We start from the raw sequence: 25,754 nt of genomic DNA, 5'->3' as shown, positions 1-25,754 counted from the left end.
TCAGGCGCGGCTGAAAAGCCGCCCTGCCGCCATGGCGACGGCGGCCTGCGTGGGTTCCACCACGGGCAGGCCGCAAGCCTCTTCCAATCTGTCGCGCAGGTCGGCCATGCCGGCGCATCCCATGATCAGCACGTCGGCGCCGTGGTCGTCGCGCAGCGTCCGGCCCACCGCCGTCATGCGCTCGAAGGCTCTTTCCGGATCCGCCAGGTCGCTGACTTTCATGTCCAGCGCCAGTTCGCCGCAGATGCGGTCGGCGACGCCCATGGCGCGGAAGTAGCGCAGGTGCCGCGCAACGGCGGCGCTGGCGATGGCGATCACGCCGATGCGCGTAGCCATGCTCATGGCCGTCAGCACGGAACACTCGCCGATGCCCAGCACGGGGACCGGGACCAGGTCCCGCAATCCGTGCAGGCCGGGATCGCTGAAGCAGGCCACGATGAAGGCGTCGGTGGCGGCGGCCTCCTGCCGGAACAGCTGCGCCATCGGCGCGATGCTGGCGTCGGCCTCTGCCTGGGTCTGGATGCCGGCGGGGCCGCCGGTCGATGTCAGGAAGCGGAAATCCAGCGGCAGGCCCTGGAACGGCGCCGTCGCGCGTGCGATGGCTTCCGTGACCTTGACCAGGGAGTTCGGGTTTACGAGGGTGATGCGGGCGTTGGACACGATTGAGTAGAATCCCTGCGAAAGAGGCGGTAAGGCGCGGTGCGCGCGTGGTTCAGGTCTGGAGGAAATAAAGCAGCATGTCGGAATTACCTGGAAAGGTCCGGTCCGGGCCGTTGAACCTGCGGCAGATCGAGGTATTCCACGCCATCATGATCACGGGTTCGCTCAGCGCGGCGGGCCGGCTGCTGCACGTGACGCAGCCCGCCATCAGCCGGGTGCTGGCATCGATAGAGCTGCGTCTGGGCTACGCCTTGTTCGAGCGGTTCAAGGGGCGCCTGCATCCCACCAAGGAGGCGCGCAAGCTCTTCCAGGAGGTTGAATCGATTCAGGCCGGGGTCAGCCGCCTGAACGACATGGCCGCCGGCATGGCGGGCCATGGCGCGGGACTGGTCAGCGTGGTGTCCAGCCCCAGCTTCGGCGAATGGCTGATCCCTGCCGCTACCGCGAAATTCTGCGCGCGCAATCCGGGCGTGCGCATCCGCTACCGGCCGCTGGGCATGGACGCGCTGCTGCCCCAGGTGCTGCTGGGACATGCGGATATCGCCATTTCCACGTTCAAGCCCGAGCATCCCAACCTGATTACCAGTGAACTGGCGCAGGGCGAGATCGTCTGCGTGCTGCCGGCAGGCCACCGGCTGGCACGCGAAAGCGTCATCGAGCCGGCGATGCTGGCGGGCGAAATGCTGGTGGGCTATGGCCGCGACACGCCGTTGGGCGAGACCTTGCACGACTATCTGGATCCGCTGGGCCAGGGATTCACGCCGGCCATCGAGGTGCGTTCTTCGCAGACCGCATGCTCCTTCGTGCGCCAGGGCGTCGGCATCGCCCTGGTGGATTCGTATGGACTGACGGACGCGCTGATGCAGGGCATCGTGGTGCGCCGGATCGAACCCGCGATCGCGCTCTCGGTGCACATTTCCCATTCCCGGATCGAACCTCCGCCGTCCATCGCCAAGGCGTTTCTGGTCCAGTTTTCCCAGATCGTCAAAAAAGAACTGCCTGCGATGACGCAGGCCATCGTCAACCGGGCTTAGACCACTTCCGGCACCGGCAGCGGATCGCCGGCGCCCGTGCGTTCGATGATCAGCCGGTAGTGATGCGGGCTGCGATGCTTGGCGAAGTTGAAGACGTGGTCGCGGAAGGTCTGGCCCATCGCCAGATCGATGTTTGCCGTGATCACTTCATCTTCTTCGCCGCTGGAACGCGCGACGATTTCGCCGGACGGCGCCACGATCATGGAGCTGCCTATCATGTGATGGCCGTCTTCATGGCCGCACTTGCCGGCGGCGCCGACCCAGACCGCGTTCTGGTAGGCGCTGGCCTGCAGCACGATCTCATGCGTGGTGGTGCGCAGGTGCGCGGGTTCGTTCCAGTGGATGTTCAGCGATGGCGTGTTGTAGCCCAGTACGATCAGCTCGGCGCTTTGCAGCGACATGACGCGATAGGTTTCGGGCCAGCGGCGGTCGTTGCACAGGCACATGCCGATCTTGACGTCGTTGGTTTCCCAGACGCCGAAGCCCAGGTCGCCGACTTCAAAGAATTTCTTTTCCAGGTGTTGGAACGGCGCGCCGATCTTGTGGTCGGAGTGGCCCGGCAGGTGGATCTTGCGGTACTTGCCGATGATCCGGGCGCTGCGGTCCACCAGGATGGCGGTGTTGAACTGGCGGCCTTCGGGCGTCAGCTCGGCGTAGCCGAGATAAAAGCCAATGCCGAGCTCGCGCGCGGTGTCGAACAGCGGCTGCACGTCGGCGTTGGGCATGCTCTTCTCGAAGTACCGCTCGACGGCCTCGGCGTCGTCCATCCAGTAGCGCGGGAAGAACGTGGTCAGCGCCAGTTCGGGGAAGACGACGAACTCCGCCTTGCGGGCGGCGGCTTCGCGCATCATTTCGACCAGACGGCGGACTACCGCCGCGCGGGAATCGGCAAGGTTGACTGCGCCCATCTGGGCGACCGCCAGGCCCATCTTGCGGGCGGGAGTTGCGTTACTCACGATGTAGATCTCCAGGTATTGCTTGTCGTTGTGGATTGCGTGCCATGCGCCGTGGTCTACGGCTCGATCACGGTCGGAAAAATCTTGCGCAGCAGGGCCGCGCGCGGACTGACCTCGCGCGTTTTCTGCAGCGGGGCCGGCAGGCCGCGGGCGATGAACTGGCCGCGGCCGCGCTCGGCATTCAGCTGGCCTTCGTCGACGATGACGGCGCCGCGGCTGATTACCGTGACGGGCCAGCCGGTGACCTGGCGGCCTTCGTACGGCGTGTAGCCCACGGCGTCGTGCAGGCCGGCGGCGCTCACCGTCACGGTCTTCTCGGGGTCCCAGATCGCGATATCGGCGTCGGCGCCGACCGAAAGCGTGCCTTTGCGCGGATACAGGCCGTACATGCGGGCATGGTTGGTCGAGGTGAGCGCCACGAACTGCTGCAGGCTGAGCCGGCCGCTGCGCACGCCTTCCGAAAACAGCAGCGGCATGCGCACTTCCAGCCCCGGCAGGCCGTTGGCGATCTGCTTGAACGTGGTGGCGTCGCCGGCGGGCAGCTTGCCGGATTCGTCATAGCGGTACGGCGCATGGTCGGAAGACAACAGCGCCAGCGTGCCGCTGTCCAGGCTCTGCCACAGCGCTTGCTGCGATACCGGGTCGCGCGGTGGCGGGCTGCAGCAGAACTTGGCGCCTTCGACGCCGGGGATGTCGATGTCTTCGGCGGTCAGCAGCAGGTAATGGGGGCAGGTTTCGCCATACACGGGCGCGCCCAGCGTTTGCGCCGCATGGATCGCCTGCGCGCCGCCCTGGGTCGACACGTGCACGATCAGGACCGGCACTTCCAGTACCGCGGCCAGCTTGATGGCGCGTTGTGTCGCTTCGGTTTCCGCGATGGGGTCATGACTGACGGCGTGGTACTTGGGCGCCGTGTGTCCGGCCGCGAGCAGGTGGCGCGTGATCCAGCTGATGACGTCGTTGTTTTCGGCGTGGACCATCGGCAGCGCGCCTTCGCGCGCCGCGATGGCGAACACGTCCAGCAGCTGTTTGTCATCCAGCTTGAGCTTGTCGTAGGTCATGAAGACCTTGAACGACGTGATGCCCGCGCGGATCAGCTCGGGCAGGTCGCGGTTCAGCGTTTCGGGTGTGGGGTCGGAGATGATCAGGTGGTAGCTGTAATCGATCACCGATTTTTCGGCGGCCGAGGCGGCATAGGCATCCGCCACCTGGCGCAACGATTGGCCGCGATGCTGCGCGGCGAACGGCACGATGGTGGTGTTGCCGCCATGGGCCGCAGAGATGGAGGCGCTGTGCCAATCGTCGGCGCACAGCACGCCCATGCTGGAAAGCTGTTCTACGTGGCAGTGGCTGTCGATGCCGCCAGGCATGACCAGCCTGCCGCTTGCGTCGATGGCGCGGCGGCCTGCTGGCAACGATGTCGATATCGCGGCGATGACGCCGTCCACGATGCCGATATCGCCGATGAAGTCGGCGTCGGCCGTCACGATGCGGCCGTTGTGCAGGGTCAGATCGAAGTCTGTCATGGGAATCCGAGCGCGGGGAAGGGCATGCCGCGGCGCGCGCGGCGGCGTGCCCGGCGGAAGACGCAAGCATGCATGCGTACCGGGAAATCGGAAACCACGCGGCAGGCCCGCGCGCCGCCGCGAGCGGCTCACCGGGATTTACGCTAAGGCCATGATTCGGCGGGCTATTTGACGGACAGGGAGAGGCTGCCCGCGCACGATGCATAACGCTGGATCATGGAGGCTATGCAAAGTTTTATATCGGGTTTCCCCGGGGCAATCCGCGCTCAGAGTGCCTTGAAGGTCTTGAGATGGATGCTGGTTTCCGTGGCGGAGATGCCCTTGAGCGTGCGCAGGCGGTCCAGCACTTCGGACAGCTGGTCGATGGTGGGCACGCGCAGCTCGGCCAGCAGGTCCCAGCGGCCGTTGGTGTCGTGCAGGCCCGCCACGCTGGGTTCGCCCATCAGCAGGCTTACGATCTTGCGGGTTTCATGGCCTTCGACGGCGATGCTCATCCAGGCGACGATGTCCTCGGTTTCCACCTCGGGCCGCAGGCGCACGGTATAGCCGCGGATGACGCCGCGCTCTTCCAGTTTGCGGATGCGGTTGTCGATGGTGCCGCGCGAGACATCGAGTTTTTTCGCCAAGGTGGCGACGGACATGCGGGCGTCGGCGCGCAGCAGGCCCAGCAGGTTCTGATCTAGCGTGTCCATTGTTAATAGTGCTATTTGGCGCTGGCAGAATGGCAGAATCTTAGCGTTTTGTGTGGATTATTGTCACTATTAATTGGTTTGCCCATCCCCCAGAATTTCTGTTCCATAACTCGGGGAGAACAAATTGACGACGCTGCTTTCAACTTCCGACGTGGCCAAGATCGTGGCCCTGCAAGGCCCGCAACAGGTCTTTTCCGGTCTGCTGGACTATCTGCTGTCGGACTTTCTTCGATGGCAGGAATTCGACAAGAGCGCGCGGGTGGCCAGCCATTCCGCGACCGGCGTGATCGAACTGATGCCCACCGCCGACAGCGAGTTCTACACCTTCAAGTACGTCAACGGCCATCCAGGCAATCCGCTGGACGGGCTGTCCACCGTGATGGCCTTCGGCGCGCTGGCGCGAGTCAGCACCGGGGAGCCGCTGCTGATCAGCGAGCTGACCTTGACCACCGCATTGCGCACGGCCGTGACCTCCGCCCTGGCGGCGCGCGCGTTGGCCCGGCCGGACTCGCGCAAGATGGCGCTGATCGGCAACGGCGCGCAAAGCGAGTTCCAGGCGCTGGCCTTCCATTACATCCTCGGCCTCGACACGCTGCACGTCTATGACGTGGACGCAGGCGCCACACGCAAGCTTGAAAGCAATCTGGCTTCAGTGCCCGGCTTGCGCGTGGTGCGCTTCGATAGTGCGGCAGAGGCGGTCAAGGGCATGGACATCGTCACCACGGTGACGGCGGACAAGGCCTACGCCACCATCCTGACCGCGGACATGGTCGAGCCGGGCATGCATATCAACGCCGTCGGCGGCGACTGCCCGGGCAAGACGGAACTGCACGAGGACGTGCTGCGCGCGGGACCGGTGTTCGTGGAATACGAGCCGCAGACGCGCATCGAAGGCGATCTGCAGCAGATGCCCGCGGACTTCGCGGTAACGGAACTGTGGCGGGTGTTGACCGGCCAGAGCGCCGGCCGCAGGAGCGCAGCGGACGTGACCATCTTCGATTCGGTGGGCTTTGCGCTGGAGGATTTTTCGGCGCTGCGCTGGCTGCGCGACGCCGCCGCTCGACACGGCATCGGCGCCCGCATCGAGGTGGCGCCGCAATTGCCGGATCCGAAGAACCTGTTCGAGGCGGTGCGCGCGGCGCAGCCCGCGCTCGCCCGAGCATAGCGCCGGCAGACGGCCGCGTCTTCGTGGCGCGGCCGTGTTGGCCGACGCTGGCGCGGCGGGCCACGCCAGCGCTGATGCGATGGCGGCCGCGGCGCGGTCAGGCGCGCCGCGGGGTTTCAACCGGCGGCGTGCCGTCGTGGAACAGCGACTTCAGCTGCGAGCGCAGCTCGGGACTGTCGGCATGCTTGTGGACCGTGGTGGCGTGCTGCACGGCCGCTTCCAGCAGTTCCTTTTCGGAATCCGCGGCCAAGGCCACCGAACAATTCATTTCGCTGGGGTACTCGCGGCAATCGATGTATTTGCGAGTCATGAGAGTCTCCCTGTGCGCAGGCAGCGTGGGCCTGCGCAAGAACATCCGGCGCGCGGCGCGGGAAGTCCGGGCCGCTGGCGCGTCGCAGCGGCGGGGGCGGTTCGAAAAGTATAGATCTGGCGCCGCGGGCGCGGCGCGGTTCGCAAGGAACGGCCCGCGCCAGTGCGCAAAGGGATCCGTCCGCACTGGTGCGAAAACACCGGCGCGGACGCGGCCCGTCAGAAGCTGACGCGCTGTTTCAAGGCCTGGGCGATCATCGCGATGTCGATGTCCTTGCCCGGATGCTTCAGGCAGAAGTCGTACAGCACGGCCACGTAGGCATTGCCCAGCAGCTTGGTGATGGCGCCGGCGGTGGTGGCGGCGATGGTGCCGCCCACCGCGCTGCCCGCGCCGGGGATGAATTTCAGCAGCCCCGAAACCACCGAGCGCCCGATCAGCGTGGCGGCGGACGCGCCCAGCGTGGAGGTGACCAGCGTGGTGATGGCGGCGGTATTCAGTTCCATGCCGAAGGTGATGCCGATCTTGGCGATCATGCCGACCTGGATCGGCACCAGCGCGACGGCGTCGGAGAACGGAATCGGCGCGGCGGCAGCCGAGGCGGCCAGGCCGGCGGCCACGTTGACCTCTATCTCAGCCCGCTTTTTTTTTACTTCCAGGGCTTTCTTGTTGCGGGTGGACAGGGCGTTGGCATAGGCCCGTTGCTGCGCTTCGGGGATGTGCAGCGCCGTGGCCTCGATCAGGTTGTCCAGGCCCATGGGCGGCAGTTCCGCGTCCAGTTCCTCGATCCATTCAGGCAGCGCGCGCACCGCCACCACCTGTTTGGCGCGCGGCAGCAGCTTGCGCGCTTCGTCGACGAAGGGGCTGTTCTTGCGCGCCTTGGTCAGCACCGCCACGACGGGGATGCCGGCATCGGACAGCATGTTGCACAGCTCGATTTCGGCGTCTTCGACGCGGTGGCTGCTGTCCTGGATGCAGAGCCAGGCCACATGCAGATGCCGGTCCTGGTCGTCGGAGGCGGAGCGTTCCTGGATCAGGTCCGCCAACTGCTGGCGCGAGCGCTCGTAGTCGCCGACCTCCAGGCCGCGCGTGTCGATGATGGTGAGCGGATGGCCGGCCCGGGTGAATTCCTGGGTCGACTGGGTGACGGGCTTGCCCGCGCCGGTCTTGGCCAGGTCGCCGCGGAATACGGCGTTGATCAGCGTGCTCTTGCCGACGCCGGTCTTGCCCGCGACCAGGATGTTCACACGCCCCGCGCCGCGCGTCGCGGTGCTGATGGCGTCCGCGATGGCGTCCTGCAACTGGGGCGTGTCCATGCGGGGCGTGCTCATGAGGTGTGTGCGTAGAAAGGCATGGGGAAGATTCTAGCGAGAAACGCGCGCCGCCATCAGGCGCCGCCCGCCACGCCGTAAAGATGGGCCGATTCGGGGAAGGTCCGCGCACGGACTTCGCCGGCATAGCTTTGTGCCGCCTGCTGGATGCGGCCGGCCAGGTCGTCGTAGCGTTTCACGAAGCGCGCGGTGCGCTCGAACATGCCCAGCATGTCGTCCACCACCAGCACCTGGCCGTCGCAGCGCGCGGATGCGCCTATGCCTATGGTCGGGCAGGCGACGGCCTCGGTGATCGACGCCGCCAGCGGCTCGACCACGCCCTCGATCACCAGCGCGAAGGCGCCGGCGTCCGCCACGGCGGCGGCATCGGCGGCGATGCGGGCGTATTCGGCTTCGCCGCGGCCGCGCGCGCCGTAGCCGCCCAGGATGTTCACGGCTTGCGGCGTCAGGCCGACATGGCCCATGACCGGGATGCCGCGCGCCGACAGGTAGGCGACGGTGGGCGCCATGCTTTGGCCGCCCTCCAGCTTGACCGCGCCCGCGCCCGTTTCCTTCATGATGCGCGCCGCGGATCGGAAGGCTTGTTCGGGGCTTTCCTCATAACTGCCGAAAGGCATGTCGACGACGATCAGCGCCCGGCGCGAGCCGCGCACCACGGCGGCGCCGTGCGCAATCATCATGTCCAGCGTGACGGGCACGGTGGAAGGTAGTCCGTAGATCGTCTGCGCCAGGCTGTCGCCCACCAGCAGGGCATCGCAATGCGGGTCCAGCAGTTCGGCCATGCGCGCCGTGTAGGCCGTCAGCATCACCAGCGGTTCCTGGCGCTTGCGTGCGCGGAACGCCGGCACGCTCAGGCGGGGGGCGTGGGCGGCAGCCGCGTTCAGGGTGGCGGTCGTAGACATCGAAATCCTTCCTATCCAGGGTTGAGTGCTTGAATCGGGACATTGCGATACCCGCATCGTAGCGGAAGGCCGCGGGCGCGGCGCTGCAGCTAGCGCATGGCGTTGTCGAGCAGGCTAATCTTTGCGGCAAAACGTAATCGAAAATTTTCGGACATCGCGATGCCGTGCTCTGTGGAAAGCGTCCGCAACAAATTTAGGGACGTTTTGGAGTTTCCACAAAAGCGTTACATCTTCAAGGGTTCACTCGCTTTTTCGACAGGCCCGCCTGCGTAGAATTCGCCGCTCACCAGGTTATTTCGCGGCTTCCGCGCAACATTGCTCATGCCTAGTCCCGGGCTCATTCCACGCTTGCTGTGTTCGCGTCCGCTGACCAAGAGCCTGCGTTACTTCTACCGCCACACCCGGCCCGCCGCGTACCGGCACAACGAAACCTTGTGGCCCTTCGTGACGTTGCGGCGCGATGCGCAAGAGCGGCTGACAGGTTGCGAACTGCGTGGCGTGCAAGGCCCCGCCATCACCCCGCTGGAACAACTGCCGCGCGACATCGGCGCCGACGCCCATCTGATACTGAGCGGCCCTTCGGTGGCTCGGATCGACTACGCGCGTTGCCGCCTGGATGTGGCGATGGGCGTCAACGGCTCGATCGCGCTGCGGCGTCAGCACCCTACCCTGCGCTTTGTCTATTACGCGATGCTCGATGCGGGTTTCGTCAACCGCAGGCGCGATCTGGTGGCGGAAGTGTTGGCGCAGGACCTGACGTTGTTCGTCACGCCCGAGGTCTACCGCTGGATAGGCTTCCTGTTCGACCGCAAGGACGTGCGCTGCCGCATTGCGCTGTTCGAAGAGGTGCATCAGCGCGCGCTGCAGCCGCGCGCGCGCCCCGAGGAGCTGGAAGCGCGCCTGGCCGGCGACCCCGGACTGGTGCTGTTCGATGCGCGCAATCCGGTACATGCGCACGGCTTCAGCCTGGACCCGCCGCGCGGCCTGTTCGGCGGCGGCACCGTCGCCTATACGGGCTTGCAGCTGCTGGCGTGGCTGGGCGCGAAAACCATCTACCTGCACGGCCTGGACCTGACGGCCGCGGCGGGACCCCGTTTCTATGAAAGCGCGGCAACGCAGCTGTCCACCGCGCTGGACCGGCAATTCTCCGGACACATCGAACCCGCATTCCGGCAAGCCAGCCGGCTGCTTGGCGCACGCGGCATCAAGGTCTACAACCTGTCGCTCGCCAGCCGGCTGGGGAGCGACGTGTTCGAGAAGCGCGATTGGAGCTGCCTGCTGCCCGCGCAGCCGTTATCGAGTATGACCCCATGAAGATTCTGTACACCAATTTCCACCAAGGCGATGGCGGCGGCCACACTACCTACGTAATGTCGCTGGCGCGCATTCTGTGCGAAAAGTCCGAGGTGACGGTGGCGGCGCCCGCCAGCAGCCGCCTGCTGGCCGAGGCCGCTGCGCTGCCCGGCGTGCGCACGCTGGACCTGGAGTTCAAGGGCCGGCCGCTGCAGCAGCTGCGCGCGCTGCGCCGCCTGCGGGCTTTGCTGCGCGACGAAAAGTTCGACGTGGTCCACGCCAACGGCTCCGCCGACCATCGCCTGTGCATGCTGGCGACCATGGGCATGGGCACGCGGCGTCCCTTCATGGTGTACACCCAGCATACCGACCGCAGCGCCAACAGCCTGGGCGCGCGGGTGCGCGCCAAGTGGGGCACCAACCGCGTCATCTGCGTGTGCACCCATACGTTTCGCCGCATGAAGCAGTCGGTCTTCCGCAACGAAGACCTGCGCGTGGTGCACAACGGCGTGGATACGGAAAAGTGCAGCCCGGCGTCGCGGCGCGAAGTGGCGCAAGCGCGCGGCAGTCTCCTGCCCGAGGGCATGCAAGGCCGCCTGGTCATTGGCAGCAATGCCGGCACCGCGGTCTACAAGAACTGGTTGGACATGGTGACTGCCGTGTCCATGCTGCCTGAAAGCAAGCGGCGCCAGGTGGTGGTGCTGATCGCCGGAAAACTGCCGGACGGCGAGCAGATGCGCCGCGTCAGCGAGCTGGGCATGTCGGACCAGGTGGTGTTCACCGGCCTGCTGGACGATGTCGGCCCCTTCCTGTCGGCGCTGGACGTGGGCTTTGTGCTGTCCTCGAAGCTGGAGACGATTTCCTTCGCCTGCCGCGAGATGATGGCCGCCGGCAAGCCGGTGATCGTCAGCGCGGTGGGCGGACTGCCCGAAAACGTCACCGATGGCCGCGACGGCTGGGTGGTGCCGCCGGCCTCGGTGGACAGCATCGTCGAAGCGCTGTCGAAGATCCTGGAAAACCGCGAGGCCTTGGGCGTGATGGGCGCCGAGGCCCGCAGCACGGCGTTGCGGGAATTTTCGCTGAGCACGTTCGTCGGCAAGACCGAACGCGTCTATCGCGAAAGCCAGGCGCAGCCGGCCTGAGGGCCGCGCCCGGCGTCCGCCGTTATTCGGTGTACGTCTTGGTGCTGTACAGGCTCACGGGCAGCAGGTTCAGCACCGGCAGGCCGCTGACGGGGTCCTTGGCCTGCTTGTCGATGTAGGCCTGCAACACGTCGGCGTCCAGCACGCCGATGTCCTGCCGGCGCGAGGCCGGCACGTTGGCCAGGGTCTTGTAGCCGTCGCCGCCGGTGGCGTTGAAGCTCAGCACGAACAGCTTGTAGCTGCGGCTTGGGTCCAGCGGCAGCCAGTTGCCGCTGGCCTGATCCCGGACTTCGATGTTGGACACGCGGCTGCCCTGGGCCTGGGCCGCATTCACGTCCCAGCGCAGGCCGCCGGCGTACGGATAGGGGCCGGTGGAGCCGCCCGCGCCGTAGACCGCCTGCATGCCGTCTTCCAGCATGCTCTTGACCTCGGCCCCGGTCACGTCCAGGCGCCAGAGCATATTGCCGAAAGGCACCACCTCGATCACATTGGCCGCCGTGACGTTGCCCAGTAGCGGCACGCGCACGCCGCCGCCGCTTTGCAGCGAGATGTCGGCGCCGCCGTAGCTGGCGTTGGCCACGTCCAGGTAGGCCTGGGCCACCAGCTGCTGGATGTCGCCGCCGCGCAGGCTGACGCTGCCCAGCGTATTGCAGGCGGCGCTGGAGCGGCTGTAGTCGCGCGTACCGGGACCGCCCGGCACGCGCCGGGAGCATAGTTCCTGCGGCACCGAAGCGACCAGGCTGCGGCTGAACTGGTCGACGCGGGCCTTGAACGGCTGCAGCACGGAAGCGGCCTGCGCGTCGAGCGTCTGCATGCGCAAGAAGCCGCTGGCCTGCACGTCCGCCTGGATCGCGGTTTCGTCAGCCGCCGAGGGCGCGGCGCCGGCGACCTTCAGCGGGCCGTCCATCAGCACGTGCGGCGTGCCGGCGCATGCGGTGACGTCGCCATTGGCGTCGAAGCTGACCTTCAGCTCGCCGACCACCTGCGAGTATTCCCAGGCCTGCACCAGGCAGACGCGCTTGCCGTCCTTGTCCTGCAGTACGGTGGGATAGGCGCCCGCTGGCGACCCCACGCCATAGTCCGCCATGGAGGCGGGACCCAGCAGCGTGTGCGAGTCGCCGCCCACCACCACGTCCACGCCGCTCAGCTGCGCGATCACCTGCTTGTCATAGCCGTAGCCGATGTGGCTCATCACCACGATCTTGTTCACGCCCTGCGCGCGCAGCGCGTCGATCTGCTGCTGCGCGGCGATGGTCTCGTCCGAGAACACGGTGCCGGCGTCCGGGCTGGAGGACTGCTGGGTCTTGGCGGCGATGGTCAGGCCGACCAGGCCGATATCCTGGCCGTCGCGCTTGAGGACCACGGCGGGCTTGACCATGCCGGGGGCGCGCGAGGGGTTCAGCGCCGAGCCGGCGGCGAATGTGACGTTGGCGCTCAGCACGGGCGTCTGGCAGGCGCCCGCGTGCAGCAGATCGATGAAGCGCTTCAGGCCGCTGTCGCCCTTGTCGAACTCGTGGTTGCCCAGGGTCATGGCGTCGAAGCAGACGGTGTTCATCATGGCGGCGTCGGCCTCGCCCGGTTCGCCCGCGCGGTTGAAGTACAGCGTGCCGGTGGTGGCGTCGCCCGCGTGCAGCTTGAGCACGTTGGCGGATTGCGCAGCCAGCGCGTTGATCGCGCCGGTCACTCGCGGAAAGCCGCCCGTATCGGCGTTCACGGCGACGCGCGCGCCGGAAGCGTTCTTGAGCTTGAGGTCCTTCTTCTTGCTGTCCAGGTTGGAATGGTGATCGTTGATGTGCAGGATCGTCAGTTCCATCGGCCGCCCGGGCGCGGGCTGTTCGGGCTGTTCGACGACCTTGTCGTCATCGCCATCGCCGCCGCCGCAGCCGGCCAGAAGCGCCAGGGCGCTCAGCATGGCCGCGCCCGCGTTCCTCTTCCACGTGTTCATTCGCGTGTACCCCTCTATCATCGGAGGGCGAATGGTCGCGGGTCAAGATGACGCGGAAATGAATGACAGTGTTGTCATGTTGCGCGCGACATGTCGCACGCCTGTCATGGAAAAGCAACGGGCCCGGCGCATGCCGCGCCGGGCCCGTCGTTGCCGCAAGATGCGGGCTTAGTAGTGGATCACCGTGCGGATCGACTTGCCTTCATGCATCAGGTCAAAGGCTTCGTTGATGCGTTCCAGCGGCAGGGTGTGGGTCACGAACGGATCCAGGTCGATCTTGCCGCTCATGGCGTCTTCCACCATGCCCGGCAACTGCGTGCGGCCCTTGACGCCGCCGAAGGCCGATCCGCGCCAGACGCGGCCGGTGACCAGCTGGAACGGACGCGTGCTGATTTCCTGGCCGGCGCCGGCGACGCCGATGATGATGCTCTCGCCCCAGCCCTTGTGGCAGCATTCCAGCGCGGCGCGCATCACGTGCACGTTGCCGATGCACTCGAACGAGAAGTCCACGCCGCCGTCGGTCATTTCGACGATGACGTCCTGGATCGGCTTGTCGTGGTCCTTGGGGTTGACGCAGTCGGTCGCGCCCATGGCGCTGGCCAGCACGAACTTGTTGGGGTTGGTGTCCACGGCGATGATGCGGCCGGCCTTGGCCTGCACCGCACCCTGGATCACGGCCAGGCCGATGCCGCCCAGGCCGAACACGGCGACGGTGTCGCCTTCCTTGACCTTGGCGGTGTTGTGCACGGCGCCCAGGCCGGTGGTGACGCCGCAGCCCAGCAGGCAGACCTTTTCATGCGGAGCGGCCGGGTTGATCTTGGCCAGCGAGATCTCGTTGACCACCGTGTACTCGCTGAAAGTGGAGCAGCCCATGTAGTGGTAGAGCGGCTTGCCTTCGTAGCTGAAGCGCGAGGTGCCGTCGGGCATGACGCCCTTGCCCTGGGTGGCGCGCACCTTCTGGCACAGGTTGGTCTTGCCGGACAGGCAGAACTTGCACTCGCGGCATTCGGCGGTGTAGAGCGGGATGACGTGGTCGCCGGGTTTCAGCGAGGTCACGCCTTCGCCGACTTCGACCACCACGCCCGCGCCTTCGTGGCCCAGCACCGCGGGGAACAGGCCTTCAGGGTCGTCGCCGCTGAGGGTGAAGGCGTCGGTGTGGCAGACGCCGGTGTGGGTGATCTTCACCAGCACCTCGCCGCGCTGCGGCGGCGCGACGTCGATTTCAACGATTTCCAGCGGCTTGCCGGGTCCGAATGCGACTGCTGCGCGTGATTTCATAGCTAGGGCTCCACGTATGTCAGATGGCGTTATTTCAAATAGGAACGGACCAGGCGCATCAAGAGATCGATCTCCGCTTCGGGTTCGATCGTGGCGTCCTGGCGGCCGCCCTGGGCGGATTGGAGGAAGGTTTCGCGCAGATGGCTTTCCAGCACCTCGGCCATCAGGCCGGTGGCGGCGCCGCGCAAGGCGGCCAGTTGCTGCAGCAACGCGCCGCATTCCGTGCCTTCGTTCACGGCTCGTTCCAGCGCCAGCGCCTGGCCCTGGATGCGGCGCAAGCGGGTGACGACGCGTTTTTTCTCTTCCGGGGAGTGCGGCACGGCAGGCTCCGATAAATACAGGGGGGGAGTATAGGAAATCTGGCTGCCCACGTCCACTACGGTACTCCCGCGCCGGGAACCATGCCTAGGCGCGGCGCGGGCGACAAGCCCGGTGCGGGCGCGGTACGCGGGTCCGATAGCCGTCTGTACCTGTCTATACTAGGCGCTGATCGCCGTCCGTCGCCTTGCGCCGCATTACAGGATCTCCCATGGCTTCCAACCCCCCCAAATTGCCCGTTCAGGCCAATGCGCCGCCTGCGCCGCTTTATGCGCAGGTCAAGCAGATGATCGCGCAGCAGATCCGCAGCGGCGCGTGGCCGGAACATTACCGTGTGCCGTCGGAAAGCGAACTGGTCGATGAGCTCGGGTTCAGCCGCATGACCATCAATCGCGCCTTGCGCGAGTTGACGGCCGAGGGGCTGCTGGTACGCATGCAGGGCGTGGGCACCTTCGTGGCCCAGCCCAAGGCGCGCTCGGCGCTGTTCGCCGTAAACAACATCGCCGACGAGATCGCGGCGCGCAACCATTGCCACCACAGCCGCGTGGTGCGCCTGGCCGAAGAGCCCGCAGGCGCCGAACAGGCGCTGGCGCTGGATATCCGCGCCGGGCAGCCGGTGTATCACTCGGTCATCGTGCACTACGAGGACGACCTGCCGATCCAGCTAGAGGATCGCTACGTCAACGTGCGTCTGGCGCCTGACTATCTGAAGCAGGATTTCACGCAGAGCACGCCCTATGAATACCTGACGCGCGTGGCGCCGCTGAGCGAAGGCGAGCACGTGGTCGAAGCCATCCTCGCCAAGCCGCGCGAATGCCAGCTGCTGCAGATCGAGCGCGACGAGCCCTGTCTGCTGATCAGCCGCCGCACTTGGTCGGGCGACCGCGCCGTCACCCTGGCCCGTTTGATTCACCCTGGTTCCCGGCATCGCCTGGAAGGCAAGTTCACCACATGAAGCAACCCGAAGTTCATCTGTACCGCGCCGCCGACTATCCACGCATGCCCTGGCGCAATGGCGGCGGCACCACGCAGGAAGTCGCCTGCAATCCGGGCGGCAGCGCCGCCGCGTTCGACTGGCGGCTGTCTATCGCCGACGTGGCGCAGGACGGCGGGTTTTCCGCCTTCACGGGCTATCAGCGCATCATCACCGTGCTCGAAGGCCAGGGCATAGAACTCACCGTGGACGGCCGCGCACAGGCGCCGCTGGCGCCGCGGCAGGCCTATGCCTTTGCGGGCGATGCGCAGGTGCAGTGCCGCCTGTTGAACGGACCGATACGCGATTTCAACCTGATCTATGCGCCGGCGCGCTGGCATGCCCGGCTGCAATGGGTGGCGGGCGCGGGTCCGTGGGCATTCCATAGCGCCGCGTCCGAGGTGCTGGTGCTGACGGCGGGCGGCGCGCTCGTTTTGCGCATCAATGGCGCGCCGCATGCGCTGCCGTCGCGTTACGACTGCCTGCATGCCGCATCGTCGGGCGGCCTGGCCGAGTACCGCCTGGAAGCCGAGGCGCCGTTGGATGCCTGCGTGATCGAACTGCTGCCGCGCAAGGTCTGACTGGAGGCGGGGCCGCCAGCGGGCGGCGGCATTCCACTGTTTCCATGAAAACCGGGACGTCATCGTCCCGGTTTTTCGTTCGGGTAATCCCCGAGGAAAAATCGACTCCCATCAGCTTGTATATACAAGCATAGGCATCCTATGATTCAGACTGGCGCAGCGCCTGCGACGGCGTGCAACCGAACTGATCAAGGAGAGCCTCTTGGAACACTCGAACCGATACCGCGACGTCGTTATCCGCGCCCCGCGCGGCAGGCAACTGAATGCCAAGAGCTGGCTGACCGAAGCCCCCTTGCGCATGCTGATGAACAACCTGGACCCCGACGTGGCCGAGAATCCCAAGGAACTGGTGGTCTACGGCGGCATCGGCCGCGCCGCCCGCGACTGGGACTGCTATGACAAGATCGTCGAGTCGCTCAAGAACCTGAACGAGGACGAAACCCTGCTGGTGCAGTCCGGCAAGCCGGTGGGCGTCTTCAAGACCCACGCCAACGCGCCGCGCGTGCTGATCGCCAACTCCAACCTGGTGCCGCACTGGGCCACCTGGGAGCACTTCAACGAACTGGACGCCAAGGGCCTGGCCATGTACGGCCAGATGACCGCAGGCAGCTGGATCTACATCGGCAGCCAGGGCATCGTGCAGGGCACGTACGAAACCTTCGTCGAGGCGGGCCGCCAGCACTACGGCGGCAACCTCAAGGGGCGCTGGGTGCTGACCGCGGGCCTGGGCGGCATGGGTGGCGCGCAGCCGCTGGCGGCCACGCTGGCCGGCGCCTGCTCGCTGAACATCGAATGCCAACAGACCAGCATTGACTTCCGCCTGCGCACCCGTTACGTCGACGAACAGGCGCGCGACCTGGACGACGCGCTGGCGCGCATCGCCAAGTACACGCAGGAAGGGCGCGCCGTCTCCATCGCCCTGTGCGGCAATGCCGCCGAGATCCTGCCCGAGCTGGTGCGCCGCGGCGTGCGGCCGGACATGGTGACGGACCAGACCAGCGCGCACGATCCGCTGAACGGCTATCTGCCGGCGGGCTGGACCTGGCAGGACTACCGCGCGCGCGCCAAGCGCGAGCCGGCCGCGGTCATCAAGGCCGCCAAGCAGTCCATGGCGGTGCACGTGCAGGCCATGCTGGCCTTCCAGCGCCAGGGCGTTCCGACCTTCGACTACGGCAACAACATCCGCCAGATGGCCAAGGAAGAAGGCGTGGCGGACGCGTTCGATTTTCCGGGCTTCGTGCCCGCCTACATCCGGCCGTTGTTCTGCCGTGGCGTGGGCCCGTTCCGCTGGGCAGCGCTGTCGGGCGATCCGCAGGACATCTACAGGACCGATGCCAAGGTCAAGGAACTGATCCCCGACGACGCGCACCTGCACCGCTGGCTGGACATGGCGCGCGAACGCATCAGCTTCCAGGGGCTGCCGGCGCGCATCTGCTGGGTGGGCCTGGGCCAGCGCGCCCGGCTGGGCCTGGCGTTCAATGAAATGGTCCGCACGGGCGAGCTGTCGGCGCCCATCGTCATCGGCCGCGATCACCTGGATTCCGGCTCGGTCGCCAGCCCCAATCGTGAAACCGAAGCCATGCGCGACGGCTCGGACGCGGTGTCGGACTGGCCGCTGCTGAACGCGCTGTTGAACACCGCCAGCGGCGCGACCTGGGTGTCGCTGCACCATGGCGGCGGCGTGGGCATGGGCTTCTCGCAGCATGCCGGCATGGTCATCGTGTGCGACGGCACGGACGAGGCCGCCGAACGCATCGCCCGCGTGCTGACCAACGACCCGGGCACGGGCGTCATGCGCCACGCCGACGCGGGCTACGCGGCCGCCATTGAATGCGCGCAGGAGCAGAACCTCAATCTGCCCATGCTTGCGGGCAAGCGCTGATACCGCGCTGCCCATACCCGCGGGCCGTGACCGCGCCCGTCCAATCGCCATGACCGGGACGACATAATGACTCAGGACAGCCAGGCAGCAAGAGGACCGCTCATCGAGCGGCGCTCGATCGATTTCATCCCCGAAACGGAGCGTCACGGCAAGCTCTACAGCCAGTTCACGCTGTGGATGGGCGCCAATCTCCAGATCACCGCCATCATCACCGGAGCGCTGGCGGTGGTGCTGGGCGGAGACGTCTTCTGGTCGCTGATCGGGCTGTTCGTCGGACAGGTCTTCGGCGGCGCGGTCATGGCGCTGCATGCGGCCCAGGGACCCAAGCTGGGATTGCCGCAGATGATATCCAGCCGGGTGCAGTTCGGCGTCTATGGCGCGGCGATACCCATCGTGCTGGTGTGCCTGATGTACCTGGGATTCACGGCCACGGGCACGGTGCTGTCGGGGCAGGCCCTGGGCCAGCTGTTCGGCGTGAGCGATACGGCCGGCATCCTGATCTTCGCCGCGGTGATCGTCGGGGTGACGCTGTTCGGCTACCGCATGATCCACATCATCGGACGGATCGCGACGGTGCTGGGCATCACTGCCTTCTTCTACCTGTTCAGCCGCGTCATCGCGCTGGGCGACGTGGGCCAGTTGCTGCAGATCCGCCATTTCACCTGGAGTTCCTTCCTGCTGGCGGTTTCGCTGGCGGCATCGTGGCAGATCGCCTACGGCCCGTACGTCGCGGACTATTCGCGCTATCTGCCGAGCCGGACCTCGTCGTTCAAGACCTTTCTGGCGGTAGGACTGGGTTCGGTGCTGGGCGCGCAGATCGCCATGGTGCTGGGCGTGCTGGCCGCGGCCATGGCGGCCGGCCAGTTCGCCGGGCGCGAAGTTGCCTACATCGTGGGGCTGGGCGGCACGGGAGCCACGGCCGCGCTGCTGTACTTCACCATCGCGTTCGGCAAGGTCACGATCTCGACGCTGAACTCCTACGGCAGCTTCATGTGCATCGCGACCATCGCCAGCGGCTTTCGCGGACATGTGGAGATTTCCCGCCGGCAGCGCGCGCTGCTGGTGCTGGCGATCGTCGCGGCGGCCACGGCGGTGGCGCTGATCGGCCAGCATTCCTTCCTGAACGCATTCAAGTCCTTCATCCTGTTCCTGCTGGCGTTCTTCGTGCCGTGGAGCGCGGTCAACCTGGTCGACTACTACTTCGTGAGCCGCGAGCAATACGACGTGGAGGCGCTGTCGGATCCGAACGGGCGTTATGGCCGCTGGAACTGGCCTGGGATCCTGATCTATCTGTTCGGGGTGCTGGTGCAGATGCCCTTCATTTCGACCAAGCTCTACACGGGTCCGATGGTCGAGCGCCTGGGCGGGGTGGATATCTCGTGGATCATCGGCCTGGTCGTACCCAGCATCCTGTATTACCTGTTCGCGCGCCGGGGCGCCGTGCCGCAACATCGCGGCGCCGTCCGCGCGACCCATACGCTTTGACGCCGGCACTCGCCTAGGAGAACAACAATGGAATTGCATCTGACACCCGGCCACATGACCTTGGCCGACCTGCGGCGCGTCTACCAGCAGCCGGCTCGCGTGACGCTGGACCCGGCGGCGGCCGGGCCGATCGAGGACAGCGTGGCCTGCGTCGAGCGCATCATTGCCGAAGGCCGCACGGCCTACGGCATCAACACCGGATTCGGATTGTTGGCCACGACGCGGATCGCGCGCGAGGATCTGGAAGCCCTGCAGAGTTCGCTGGTGCTGTCGCATGCGGCCGGGGTGGGCGAGGCGTTGGACGACGCGATGGTGCGGCTGATCATGGTGCTGAAGATCAACAGCCTGGCGCGGGGCTATTCGGGCATCCGCCGCAAGGTGATCGATGCGCTGATCGCGCTGGTGAACGCCGAGGTCTATCCGCATATTCCGCTGAAGGGATCGGTGGGCGCGTCCGGCGACCTTGCGCCGCTGGCGCACATGTCTCTGTTGCTGCTGGGCGAGAGCAAGGCGCGCCATCGCGGCGCCTGGCTGCCCGCGCGCGAAGCGCTGGCCCAGGCGGGGCTGGAACCCTTGACGCTGGCGGCCAAGGAAGGCCTGGCGCTCTTGAACGGTACGCAGGTTTCGACGGCCTATGCGCTGCGCGGGCTGTTCGAGGCCGAGGACCTGCTGGCGGCCGGGCTGGTCTGCGGCAGCCTCAGCGTGGAAGCCATGCTGGCATCGCGCGCGCCGTTCGATCCCCGCATCCACGCCGCGCGCGGCCAGCCTGGCCAGATCGACGTGGCGGCCGTGTACCGCGATCTGCTGACCGAGGACAGCGAGGTCGGGCATTCGCACGCGAACTGCGACAAGGTGCAAGACCCCTATTCGCTGCGCTGCCAGCCGCAGGTCATGGGCGCCTGCCTGACGCAGATACGCCATGCGGCCCAGGTGCTGGAGATCGAGTCCAACGCGGTCTCCGACAATCCGCTGGTGTTTGCCGAGCAGGGCGATGTGGTTTCGGGCGGCAACTTCCATGCCGAGCCGGTGGCCATGGCGGCGGACAACCTGGCGCTGGCGCTGGCCGAGATCGGCGCGCTGTCCGAGCGCCGCATCTCGCTGATGATGGACAAGCATATGTCGCAGCTGCCGCCGTTCCTGGTGAGCAACGGCGGCGTGAATTCCGGATTCATGATTGCCCAGGTGACCGCGGCGGCGCTGGCCAGCGACAACAAGGCGCTGGCGCACCCCGCCAGCGTGGACAGCCTGCCGACTTCGGCCAACCAGGAGGACCACGTGTCCATGGCGCCGAATGCGGGCAAGCGGCTCTGGCCCATGGCCGAGAACGTGCGCGATATCCTCGCGATCGAGTGGCTGGGCGCCTGCCAGGGCCTGGATTTCCGCCAGGGCTTGAAGACTGCGCCCAAGCTGGAGCGTGCTCGCGGCCTGTTGCGCCAGAAAGTGGCGCACTATGAGCGGGACCGCTTCTTTGCACCCGACATTGAAGCGGCGAGTCAGCTCATTGCGGGCCAGGGTCTGACGGCGTTGGTGCCGGCCGGCCTGTTGCCCAGTCTTTAACGCCGGCGCGCAAGAGGAGCCTACGCATGAGACAGGTCTGGCGCAATTGCCACGCCGCCACGATGGCGCAGGGTAAGTACTCCGTGATCGAACGGGCCGCCATCGTGACAGGCGAGAACCGCATCGAGTGGATCGGTCCTGAGGAGAAACTGCCGCCTGGGGGCGACGCGCGCGAGCACGACCTGGGCGGCGCCTGGGTCACGCCCGGGTTGATCGATTGCCACACCCACCTGGTGTTCGGCGGCAATCGCAGCCTGGAGTTCGAACAGCGCCTGCAAGGCGTGGACTACGCCACCATCGCCGCGCAAGGCGGCGGCATCGCCAGCACCGTGCGCGCCACCCGCGCCGCCAGCGAGGATGAACTTTACGCCAGCGCACGCAAGCGCGCCCTGCATCTGATGCGCGACGGCGTGACCACGCTGGAAGTGAAGTCCGGCTATGGGCTGGACCTGCCCAACGAGCGCAAGATGCTCAGGGTGGCGCGGCGCCTGGGCCAGACCTTGCCGCTGACCATCAGCGCGACCTGTCTGGCCGCGCACGCGCTGCCGCCGGACTACGCGGGCCGCGCGGACGATTACATCGACGAAGTCGCGCGCCGCATGCTGCCGCTGCTGGCCGTCGAGGGCTTGATCGACGCGGTGGATGCATTCTGTGAGCATTTGGCATTCACGCCGGCACAGGTCGAACGGGTGTTCCAGGCTGCGCGTGAACTGGGACTGCCCGTGAAACTGCACGCAGAGCAATTGTCTTCGTTGCACGGGGCGGCGCTGGCCGCGCGTTATGGCGCCTGGTCGGCGGATCATCTGGAATACCTGACCGAAAGCGATGTGCTGGCGATGGCGCAGGCCGGCACGGTGGCGGTGCTGCTGCCCGGGGCGTTCTACGCCCTGCGCGAGACCAGGCTGCCTCCCATCGACCTGTTGCGCCGCCATGGCGTGCCCATCGCCATCTCCAGCGACCTGAACCCCGGCACCTCGCCCGCGCTGTCGCTTCGGTTGATGCTGAGCATGGCCTGCACGCTGTTCAGCCTGACGCCCGAAGAAGCGCTGGCCGGGGCGACGGCGCATGCGGCGAAAGCGCTGGGACTGCAGGCCACGCATGGCACGCTGGAAGCAGGCAAGTATGCGGACTTCGTTGCCTGGGAGGTGCAGCATCCCGCCGAGCTGGCCTACTGGATAGGCGGCGACCTGCCCAAGCGGGTGGTCCGGCATGGCGCGCTGGTCGACGCCACAACACTCGCCTGAAACGGGCGGATCCGGACAGGATCACGCCCGCAACGGACGGCTTGAACCGGCCCGCGTCCGCAATCGCCACAGGCGGTCTACCATCCATGGATGACGTGCCCCGTCCGGGGGCGCGCGCTCAACTTGGATGTGGGTATGCGGATATGCATGATGGAAGGGCCGGCTGATCTGGAGCCCAAGGGCGCGACCTGGGAAGGTATCGCCGAACGCATCGCTGAGCTGGCCCCGGATCTTCTGGTGACCAGTGAAATGCCGTTCGGGCCGTGGCTGGCCGCGGACCCGCGATACGACGCGGCCCGCGCGGCGGCGTCAGTGCGCATGCATGAGGCGGGCCTGGATGCGCTGGCGGCGCTGGGAGTGCCGGCCATCGTATCGTCGCGGCCGGTGCATGCGGGCGAACGGCTGGCCAACGAGGCGTTCGCCCTGCAGGACGGCCGCTATACCCGGTTGCACCATAAGCAATACTTCCCGGAGGAACCGGGCTATTTCGAAGCGACCTGGTTCCATGCCGCCATGGATGGGTTCGAGGTGTTCGAGGTGGGCGGCATACGCCTGGGCGTGCAGCTATGCACCGAATTGATGTTCAACGAGCGCTCGCGCGCCTACGGACGCGCGGGCGCCGAGCTGATCGTGGCGCCGCGAGCCAGCAGCGCGTCGACGCGCCGCTGGCTGACGGCGGGCGCCATGGCGGCGCTGGTGTCGGGCTGCTATGTGGTCAGCTCGAACCGCGCGGGACGCACGGCGGCGGGGCAGGTATTCGGGGGCACGGCGTTCGCGTTCCAGCCGGATGGCGAACCCCTGGCGCAAACCAGCGATACCGAATCCATCGTGGTGATCGAGGTGGATCCGGCCCGTGCGCGCGCGCAGCAGTCGCTATACCCGTGCTACGTCCGGGAATAGCGCGTTCCTAGCGCGTCGAGCTGGCTTGCGCCGGTTCGCTCGCGTCAAAGCGCAGCCGCGAAAAACTGGCGACGCAGGCCAGCGCGGCGCACACGCAACCGAGCCACAGCGCGGCGATGGCGCCGTGCGTGCTGGAAATGTTGAAGCAGGCGGCCACCAGGGCCGCGCCCGAGGCCTGGCCCAAGAGCCGCACCGTGCCTATCATGCCGCTGGCGCCGCCGGCGCGCGAGGCCGGAGCCGACATCATGATGGCGCGCAGGTTGGGCGACTGGAAGAAGCCGAATCCGGCGCCGCACAGCGCCATGCGCCAGCAGAGGTCCCAGACCGAGGGCGAGGCCGGCATCAGCGCCAATGAGGCCAGGCCCAGCGCCAGCAGCGCCAACCCCACGCCGCCCAGGGCGCCGGCCGCATAGCGGTCCGACAGTCGCCCCGCTATCGGCGCCATGACCGCCACCACCACCGGCCAGGGCGTGATGAGAAAGCCGGTCTGCACCTGGCTGTAGCCGAGCGTGGCCTGCAGCAGGAACGGCAGCGACACGAAGGCCAGCGCCTGCGCCGCGAACGCGCACACGGCAGTGGCGGCGGACAGGGCGAACAAGGGCCGGCGCAACAGGTCCACCGCCAGGATGGGCGCGGGGTGGCCGGCCTGTCGGCGCATCAGCAGCCACAGGCTGGCCGCGGCGATACCCCATTCCAGCGCCACGCGCGGCAAGGGAGCCGCGTGCGCCAATTCGTTCGACCCCAGCACGAATAGGCCCAGCGTCAGGGCGCACAGCGCCGCGGCCAGGCCGTCGAAGCGATGCGGCGCGCGCGCGGTCCCGGGCAGCTTGCGCAGGCCCAGCGCGAACGCCAGCAGGCCGATGGGCACGTTGATCAGGAACAGCCAGTGCCAGGATCCCAGCAGCAGGATGGCCGAGGCCACGGTCGGCCCCGCCGCGAAGGAAATGCCCACCACCATGGCGTTCAGGCCCAGGCCGCGACCCAACAGGTGCGAAGGGTAGATGAAGCGCAGCAGCGCGCCGTTGACGCTCATGACGCCGGCCGCGCCCAGGCCTTGCAGCACGCGCGCGATCACCAGCGTGGGCAAGGACGGCGCCAGGCCGCTGGCCAGCGAGGACAGGATGAAGATGGCCAGCCCCACGATGTAGACCCGCCGGTGGCCCAGAATTTCGCCCAGCGCCGCGGCCGGCAGCAGGCCCGCCACCATGGCCAGCTGATAGCCGCTGACGATCCAGATCGAGCCCGCGTCGCTGGCTTGCAGGTCGCGCGCGATGGTGGGCAGCGCCGTGTTGGCGATGGCGGTGTCCAGGCTGGCCATGCATAGCGCCAGCATGACGGCCAGGAGCGCGCCTGGGCGTTCGGCTGCCGGCAGGCCGACGCCGGCCGGATAGACAGTATGGCGGGAGAACGAGAGCATGTGCGGGACCACGGGGGCAACGCGTCCGGATAGAGGGAGAGGGCCGGAAGCTGCGATCACTGATTCTAGAACGTGTTAAGGGATCCGGCCCGCGGACCGGGTCGCGAGCTGGCTTTCCTTGCGGGGCGTTTCTCCTTATCCTGCCGCCTTGCGCGGCGGCGGGCCGCGTTTTCAAGGAGTGGTCGACTATGCAATCTGGCGTATCCCAGCACCGTCGCCGGCTCTTGCCGGCGCTCGCGCTGGGCGTTCTGGGCGCTGCGGCGGCAGGGCGTCTTGGCGCCGTGCCCCTGACTCGCATCCTGGTCGGCTTTCCGCCGGGGGGCGGGGTGGATGTGATCGCCCGCCTGTTGGCGCGGCAGTTGGAAGCCGGCCTGGGCGAAGTGGTGCTGGTCGAGAATCGCCCCGGCGCGGGAGGCTTGCTGGCGGCGCAGGAATTGCTGGCCGCGCGTCCCGATGGGCACACCCTGCTGTTCACCAACGAACACACTTTGGCCATCGTGCCGCACATCGATGCGCAGGCCGGCTTTGCGTCGCCGGATGATTTCGCGGCGGTAGCGCAGACGACCGACCAGAGCGCCATTGCGCTGGCGGTCAGGGCGGATTCGCCTTGGCTGAAGCTGCAGGATCTGCGCGGATACGAAGGTCCGCTGCCGGTGGGCGTGCCGGCGCCCGGCAGTGTGCCGGAGCTGGCCGTGGAGCTGCTGGCCGAGCGTTTCGGCGTGGCGGCCACGGCAGTGTGCTATCGCGGCGGCGCGCCCTTGGTGACCGACTTGCAGGCCGGCTATCTGGCGCTGGGCCTGACATCCCTGGCTGAACTGCGGGAGCCGGTAAGCGCCGGGCGGCTGCGCCTGCTCGCCATTTCGGGGCCAGGCAGCCATGCCGACCTGGCCGATGTTCCCACCTTTGCCGAGCAAGGCTTCGGAGGATTGGAGCACGGCGGCGTGGCCGGCTTGTTCGCGCCGCGCGGCGTGGCGCCCGCCCGCGTCGAGCAACTGCAGCAGCAGGTGGCGCGGGCGCTCGAATCGGAGGAGGTCCGCACGCAGCTGCGCTTGCAGGGGTCGCGGGTGAGTTTCGGCGATGCCGCCACGCTGGCGCGCAACATGAACGCGATTCATCAGGCCTGGGCCGAACGCGCCCTGGCCTGGCGTGCGCGGACGGGCGGCTGA

At 67.1% G+C, this 25,754-nt stretch carries 23 protein-coding genes; 12 read left to right on the top strand and 11 right to left on the bottom strand.

From position 1 onward, the window contains the following. Window positions 1-660, bottom strand: coding sequence for an aspartate/glutamate racemase family protein (locus ACM1PE_RS27645; RefSeq protein WP_419341630.1), 660 nt, complete (start codon window positions 658-660; stop codon window positions 1-3). Window positions 661-737: 77 nt separating this feature from the next. Between ACM1PE_RS27645 and ACM1PE_RS27640 the strand changes: the two genes are divergently transcribed. Further along, window positions 738-1,694 carry a LysR family transcriptional regulator gene (locus ACM1PE_RS27640; protein ID WP_059376999.1) on the top strand — a complete coding sequence of 319 codons (957 nt, stop codon included), beginning with the start codon at window positions 738-740 and terminating at the stop codon, window positions 1,692-1,694. Here the strand turns inward: ACM1PE_RS27640 and ACM1PE_RS27635 are convergent. From ACM1PE_RS27635 to ACM1PE_RS27625, 3 genes are all read right to left on the bottom strand, one after another. Further along, window positions 1,691-2,623 (bottom strand): N-carbamoyl-D-amino-acid hydrolase, encoded by a 933-nt coding sequence (locus tag ACM1PE_RS27635; RefSeq protein WP_187523969.1) that lies wholly within the window; start codon window positions 2,621-2,623, stop codon window positions 1,691-1,693. The two genes, ACM1PE_RS27640 and ACM1PE_RS27635, sit on opposite strands and share 4 nt — an antisense overlap. Window positions 2,624-2,706: 83 nt before the next feature. Continuing rightward, window positions 2,707-4,176: a dihydropyrimidinase gene (gene hydA / locus ACM1PE_RS27630; protein ID WP_306634923.1), complete on the bottom strand. Its 1,470-nt coding sequence runs from the start codon at window positions 4,174-4,176 to the stop codon at window positions 2,707-2,709. 266 nt (window positions 4,177-4,442) lie between these two features. Continuing rightward, the gene (locus ACM1PE_RS27625; protein WP_059377005.1) at window positions 4,443-4,868 is read right to left on the bottom strand and encodes an Lrp/AsnC family transcriptional regulator; all 426 of its coding nucleotides are present in this window, start codon (window positions 4,866-4,868) and stop codon (window positions 4,443-4,445) included. A gap of 124 nt (window positions 4,869-4,992) precedes the next feature. Here ACM1PE_RS27625 and ACM1PE_RS27620 point away from each other — a divergent pair, with 124 nt between their 5' ends. Further along, window positions 4,993-6,033, top strand: a complete 1,041-nt coding sequence (locus ACM1PE_RS27620) for an ornithine cyclodeaminase (protein ID WP_419341628.1) — start codon at window positions 4,993-4,995, stop codon at window positions 6,031-6,033. Window positions 6,034-6,130: 97 nt separating this feature from the next. Here ACM1PE_RS27620 and ACM1PE_RS27615 read toward each other — a convergent pair whose 3' ends face one another. The 3 genes from ACM1PE_RS27615 to panB form a co-directional block, all read right to left on the bottom strand. Continuing rightward, the gene (locus tag ACM1PE_RS27615) at window positions 6,131-6,343 is read right to left on the bottom strand and encodes a DUF1059 domain-containing protein (RefSeq protein WP_059377009.1); all 213 of its coding nucleotides are present in this window, start codon (window positions 6,341-6,343) and stop codon (window positions 6,131-6,133) included. A gap of 218 nt (window positions 6,344-6,561) precedes the next feature. Beyond that, on the bottom strand, window positions 6,562-7,671 hold the full coding sequence (locus tag ACM1PE_RS27610; protein WP_059377011.1) for a YcjF family protein: 1,110 nt from the start codon (window positions 7,669-7,671) through the stop codon (window positions 6,562-6,564). Window positions 7,672-7,727: 56 nt separating this feature from the next. After that, window positions 7,728-8,573 (bottom strand): 3-methyl-2-oxobutanoate hydroxymethyltransferase, encoded by an 846-nt coding sequence (panB, locus tag ACM1PE_RS27605; RefSeq protein ID WP_059377014.1) that lies wholly within the window; start codon window positions 8,571-8,573, stop codon window positions 7,728-7,730. Between the two features lie 321 nt (window positions 8,574-8,894). Between panB and ACM1PE_RS27600 the strand changes: the two genes are divergently transcribed. Together ACM1PE_RS27600 and ACM1PE_RS27595 are read left to right on the top strand one after the other, a co-directional pair. Continuing rightward, window positions 8,895-9,887, top strand: a complete 993-nt coding sequence (locus ACM1PE_RS27600; protein WP_419341625.1) for a hypothetical protein — start codon at window positions 8,895-8,897, stop codon at window positions 9,885-9,887. After that, a complete protein-coding gene (locus ACM1PE_RS27595) occupies window positions 9,884-11,008 on the top strand; it encodes a glycosyltransferase family 4 protein (RefSeq protein ID WP_419341624.1) in 1,125 nt (374 codons plus the stop codon). The genes ACM1PE_RS27600 and ACM1PE_RS27595 overlap by 4 nt, the downstream gene beginning before the upstream one ends. A gap of 22 nt (window positions 11,009-11,030) precedes the next feature. Here ACM1PE_RS27595 and ACM1PE_RS27590 read toward each other — a convergent pair whose 3' ends face one another. The 3 genes from ACM1PE_RS27590 to ACM1PE_RS27580 form a co-directional block, all read right to left on the bottom strand. After that, window positions 11,031-12,953: a bifunctional metallophosphatase/5'-nucleotidase gene (locus tag ACM1PE_RS27590; protein WP_419341622.1), complete on the bottom strand. Its 1,923-nt coding sequence runs from the start codon at window positions 12,951-12,953 to the stop codon at window positions 11,031-11,033. 168 nt (window positions 12,954-13,121) lie between these two features. Further along, window positions 13,122-14,231, bottom strand: a complete 1,110-nt coding sequence (locus ACM1PE_RS27585) for an S-(hydroxymethyl)glutathione dehydrogenase/class III alcohol dehydrogenase (protein WP_059377025.1) — start codon at window positions 14,229-14,231, stop codon at window positions 13,122-13,124. Window positions 14,232-14,260: 29 nt separating this feature from the next. After that, a complete protein-coding gene (locus ACM1PE_RS27580) occupies window positions 14,261-14,551 on the bottom strand; it encodes a metal-sensing transcriptional repressor (protein ID WP_041652083.1) in 291 nt (96 codons plus the stop codon). Between the two features lie 209 nt (window positions 14,552-14,760). On the opposite strand from ACM1PE_RS27580, the gene hutC reads away from it, so the two are divergent. The 7 genes from hutC to ACM1PE_RS27545 all read left to right on the top strand — a co-directional run bounded on the left by hutC (window position 14,761) and on the right by ACM1PE_RS27545 (window position 23,171). Beyond that, complete coding sequence (hutC, locus tag ACM1PE_RS27575) at window positions 14,761-15,504, top strand: histidine utilization repressor (RefSeq protein ID WP_419341621.1); 744 nt, start codon at window positions 14,761-14,763, stop codon at window positions 15,502-15,504. Next, window positions 15,501-16,103, top strand: coding sequence for a HutD family protein (locus ACM1PE_RS27570; RefSeq protein WP_419341620.1), 603 nt, complete (start codon window positions 15,501-15,503; stop codon window positions 16,101-16,103). The genes hutC and ACM1PE_RS27570 overlap by 4 nt, the downstream gene beginning before the upstream one ends. Window positions 16,104-16,305: 202 nt before the next feature. Further along, on the top strand, window positions 16,306-17,985 hold the full coding sequence (gene hutU / locus ACM1PE_RS27565; RefSeq protein WP_118932319.1) for a urocanate hydratase: 1,680 nt from the start codon (window positions 16,306-16,308) through the stop codon (window positions 17,983-17,985). Window positions 17,986-18,051: 66 nt separating this feature from the next. Then, window positions 18,052-19,470 (top strand): purine-cytosine permease family protein, encoded by a 1,419-nt coding sequence (locus tag ACM1PE_RS27560; RefSeq protein ID WP_419341619.1) that lies wholly within the window; start codon window positions 18,052-18,054, stop codon window positions 19,468-19,470. 27 nt (window positions 19,471-19,497) lie between these two features. Beyond that, window positions 19,498-21,027, top strand: a complete 1,530-nt coding sequence (gene hutH / locus ACM1PE_RS27555; protein ID WP_059377048.1) for a histidine ammonia-lyase — start codon at window positions 19,498-19,500, stop codon at window positions 21,025-21,027. A gap of 26 nt (window positions 21,028-21,053) precedes the next feature. Then, window positions 21,054-22,271 carry an imidazolonepropionase gene (hutI, locus tag ACM1PE_RS27550; RefSeq protein WP_419341617.1) on the top strand — a complete coding sequence of 406 codons (1,218 nt, stop codon included), beginning with the start codon at window positions 21,054-21,056 and terminating at the stop codon, window positions 22,269-22,271. A 147-nt stretch (window positions 22,272-22,418) separates the two neighbouring features. Next, a complete protein-coding gene (locus ACM1PE_RS27545) occupies window positions 22,419-23,171 on the top strand; it encodes a carbon-nitrogen hydrolase family protein (RefSeq protein WP_419341615.1) in 753 nt (250 codons plus the stop codon). A 7-nt stretch (window positions 23,172-23,178) separates the two neighbouring features. On the opposite strand, the gene ACM1PE_RS27540 is transcribed toward ACM1PE_RS27545, so the two are convergent. After that, window positions 23,179-24,588 carry an MFS transporter gene (locus ACM1PE_RS27540; RefSeq protein WP_118932322.1) on the bottom strand — a complete coding sequence of 470 codons (1,410 nt, stop codon included), beginning with the start codon at window positions 24,586-24,588 and terminating at the stop codon, window positions 23,179-23,181. A 188-nt stretch (window positions 24,589-24,776) separates the two neighbouring features. Here ACM1PE_RS27540 and ACM1PE_RS27535 point away from each other — a divergent pair, with 188 nt between their 5' ends. Further along, window positions 24,777-25,754: a tripartite tricarboxylate transporter substrate-binding protein gene (locus tag ACM1PE_RS27535; RefSeq protein WP_419341613.1), complete on the top strand. Its 978-nt coding sequence runs from the start codon at window positions 24,777-24,779 to the stop codon at window positions 25,752-25,754.

This window comes from Achromobacter sp. PD1, from assembly GCF_048541815.1.
GTDB lineage: Bacteria > Pseudomonadota > Gammaproteobacteria > Burkholderiales > Burkholderiaceae_B > Achromobacter > Achromobacter bronchisepticus_A.
The sequence above is the reverse complement of the archived record's forward strand: the minus strand, read 5'-3'. Positions and strand labels throughout refer to the sequence as shown.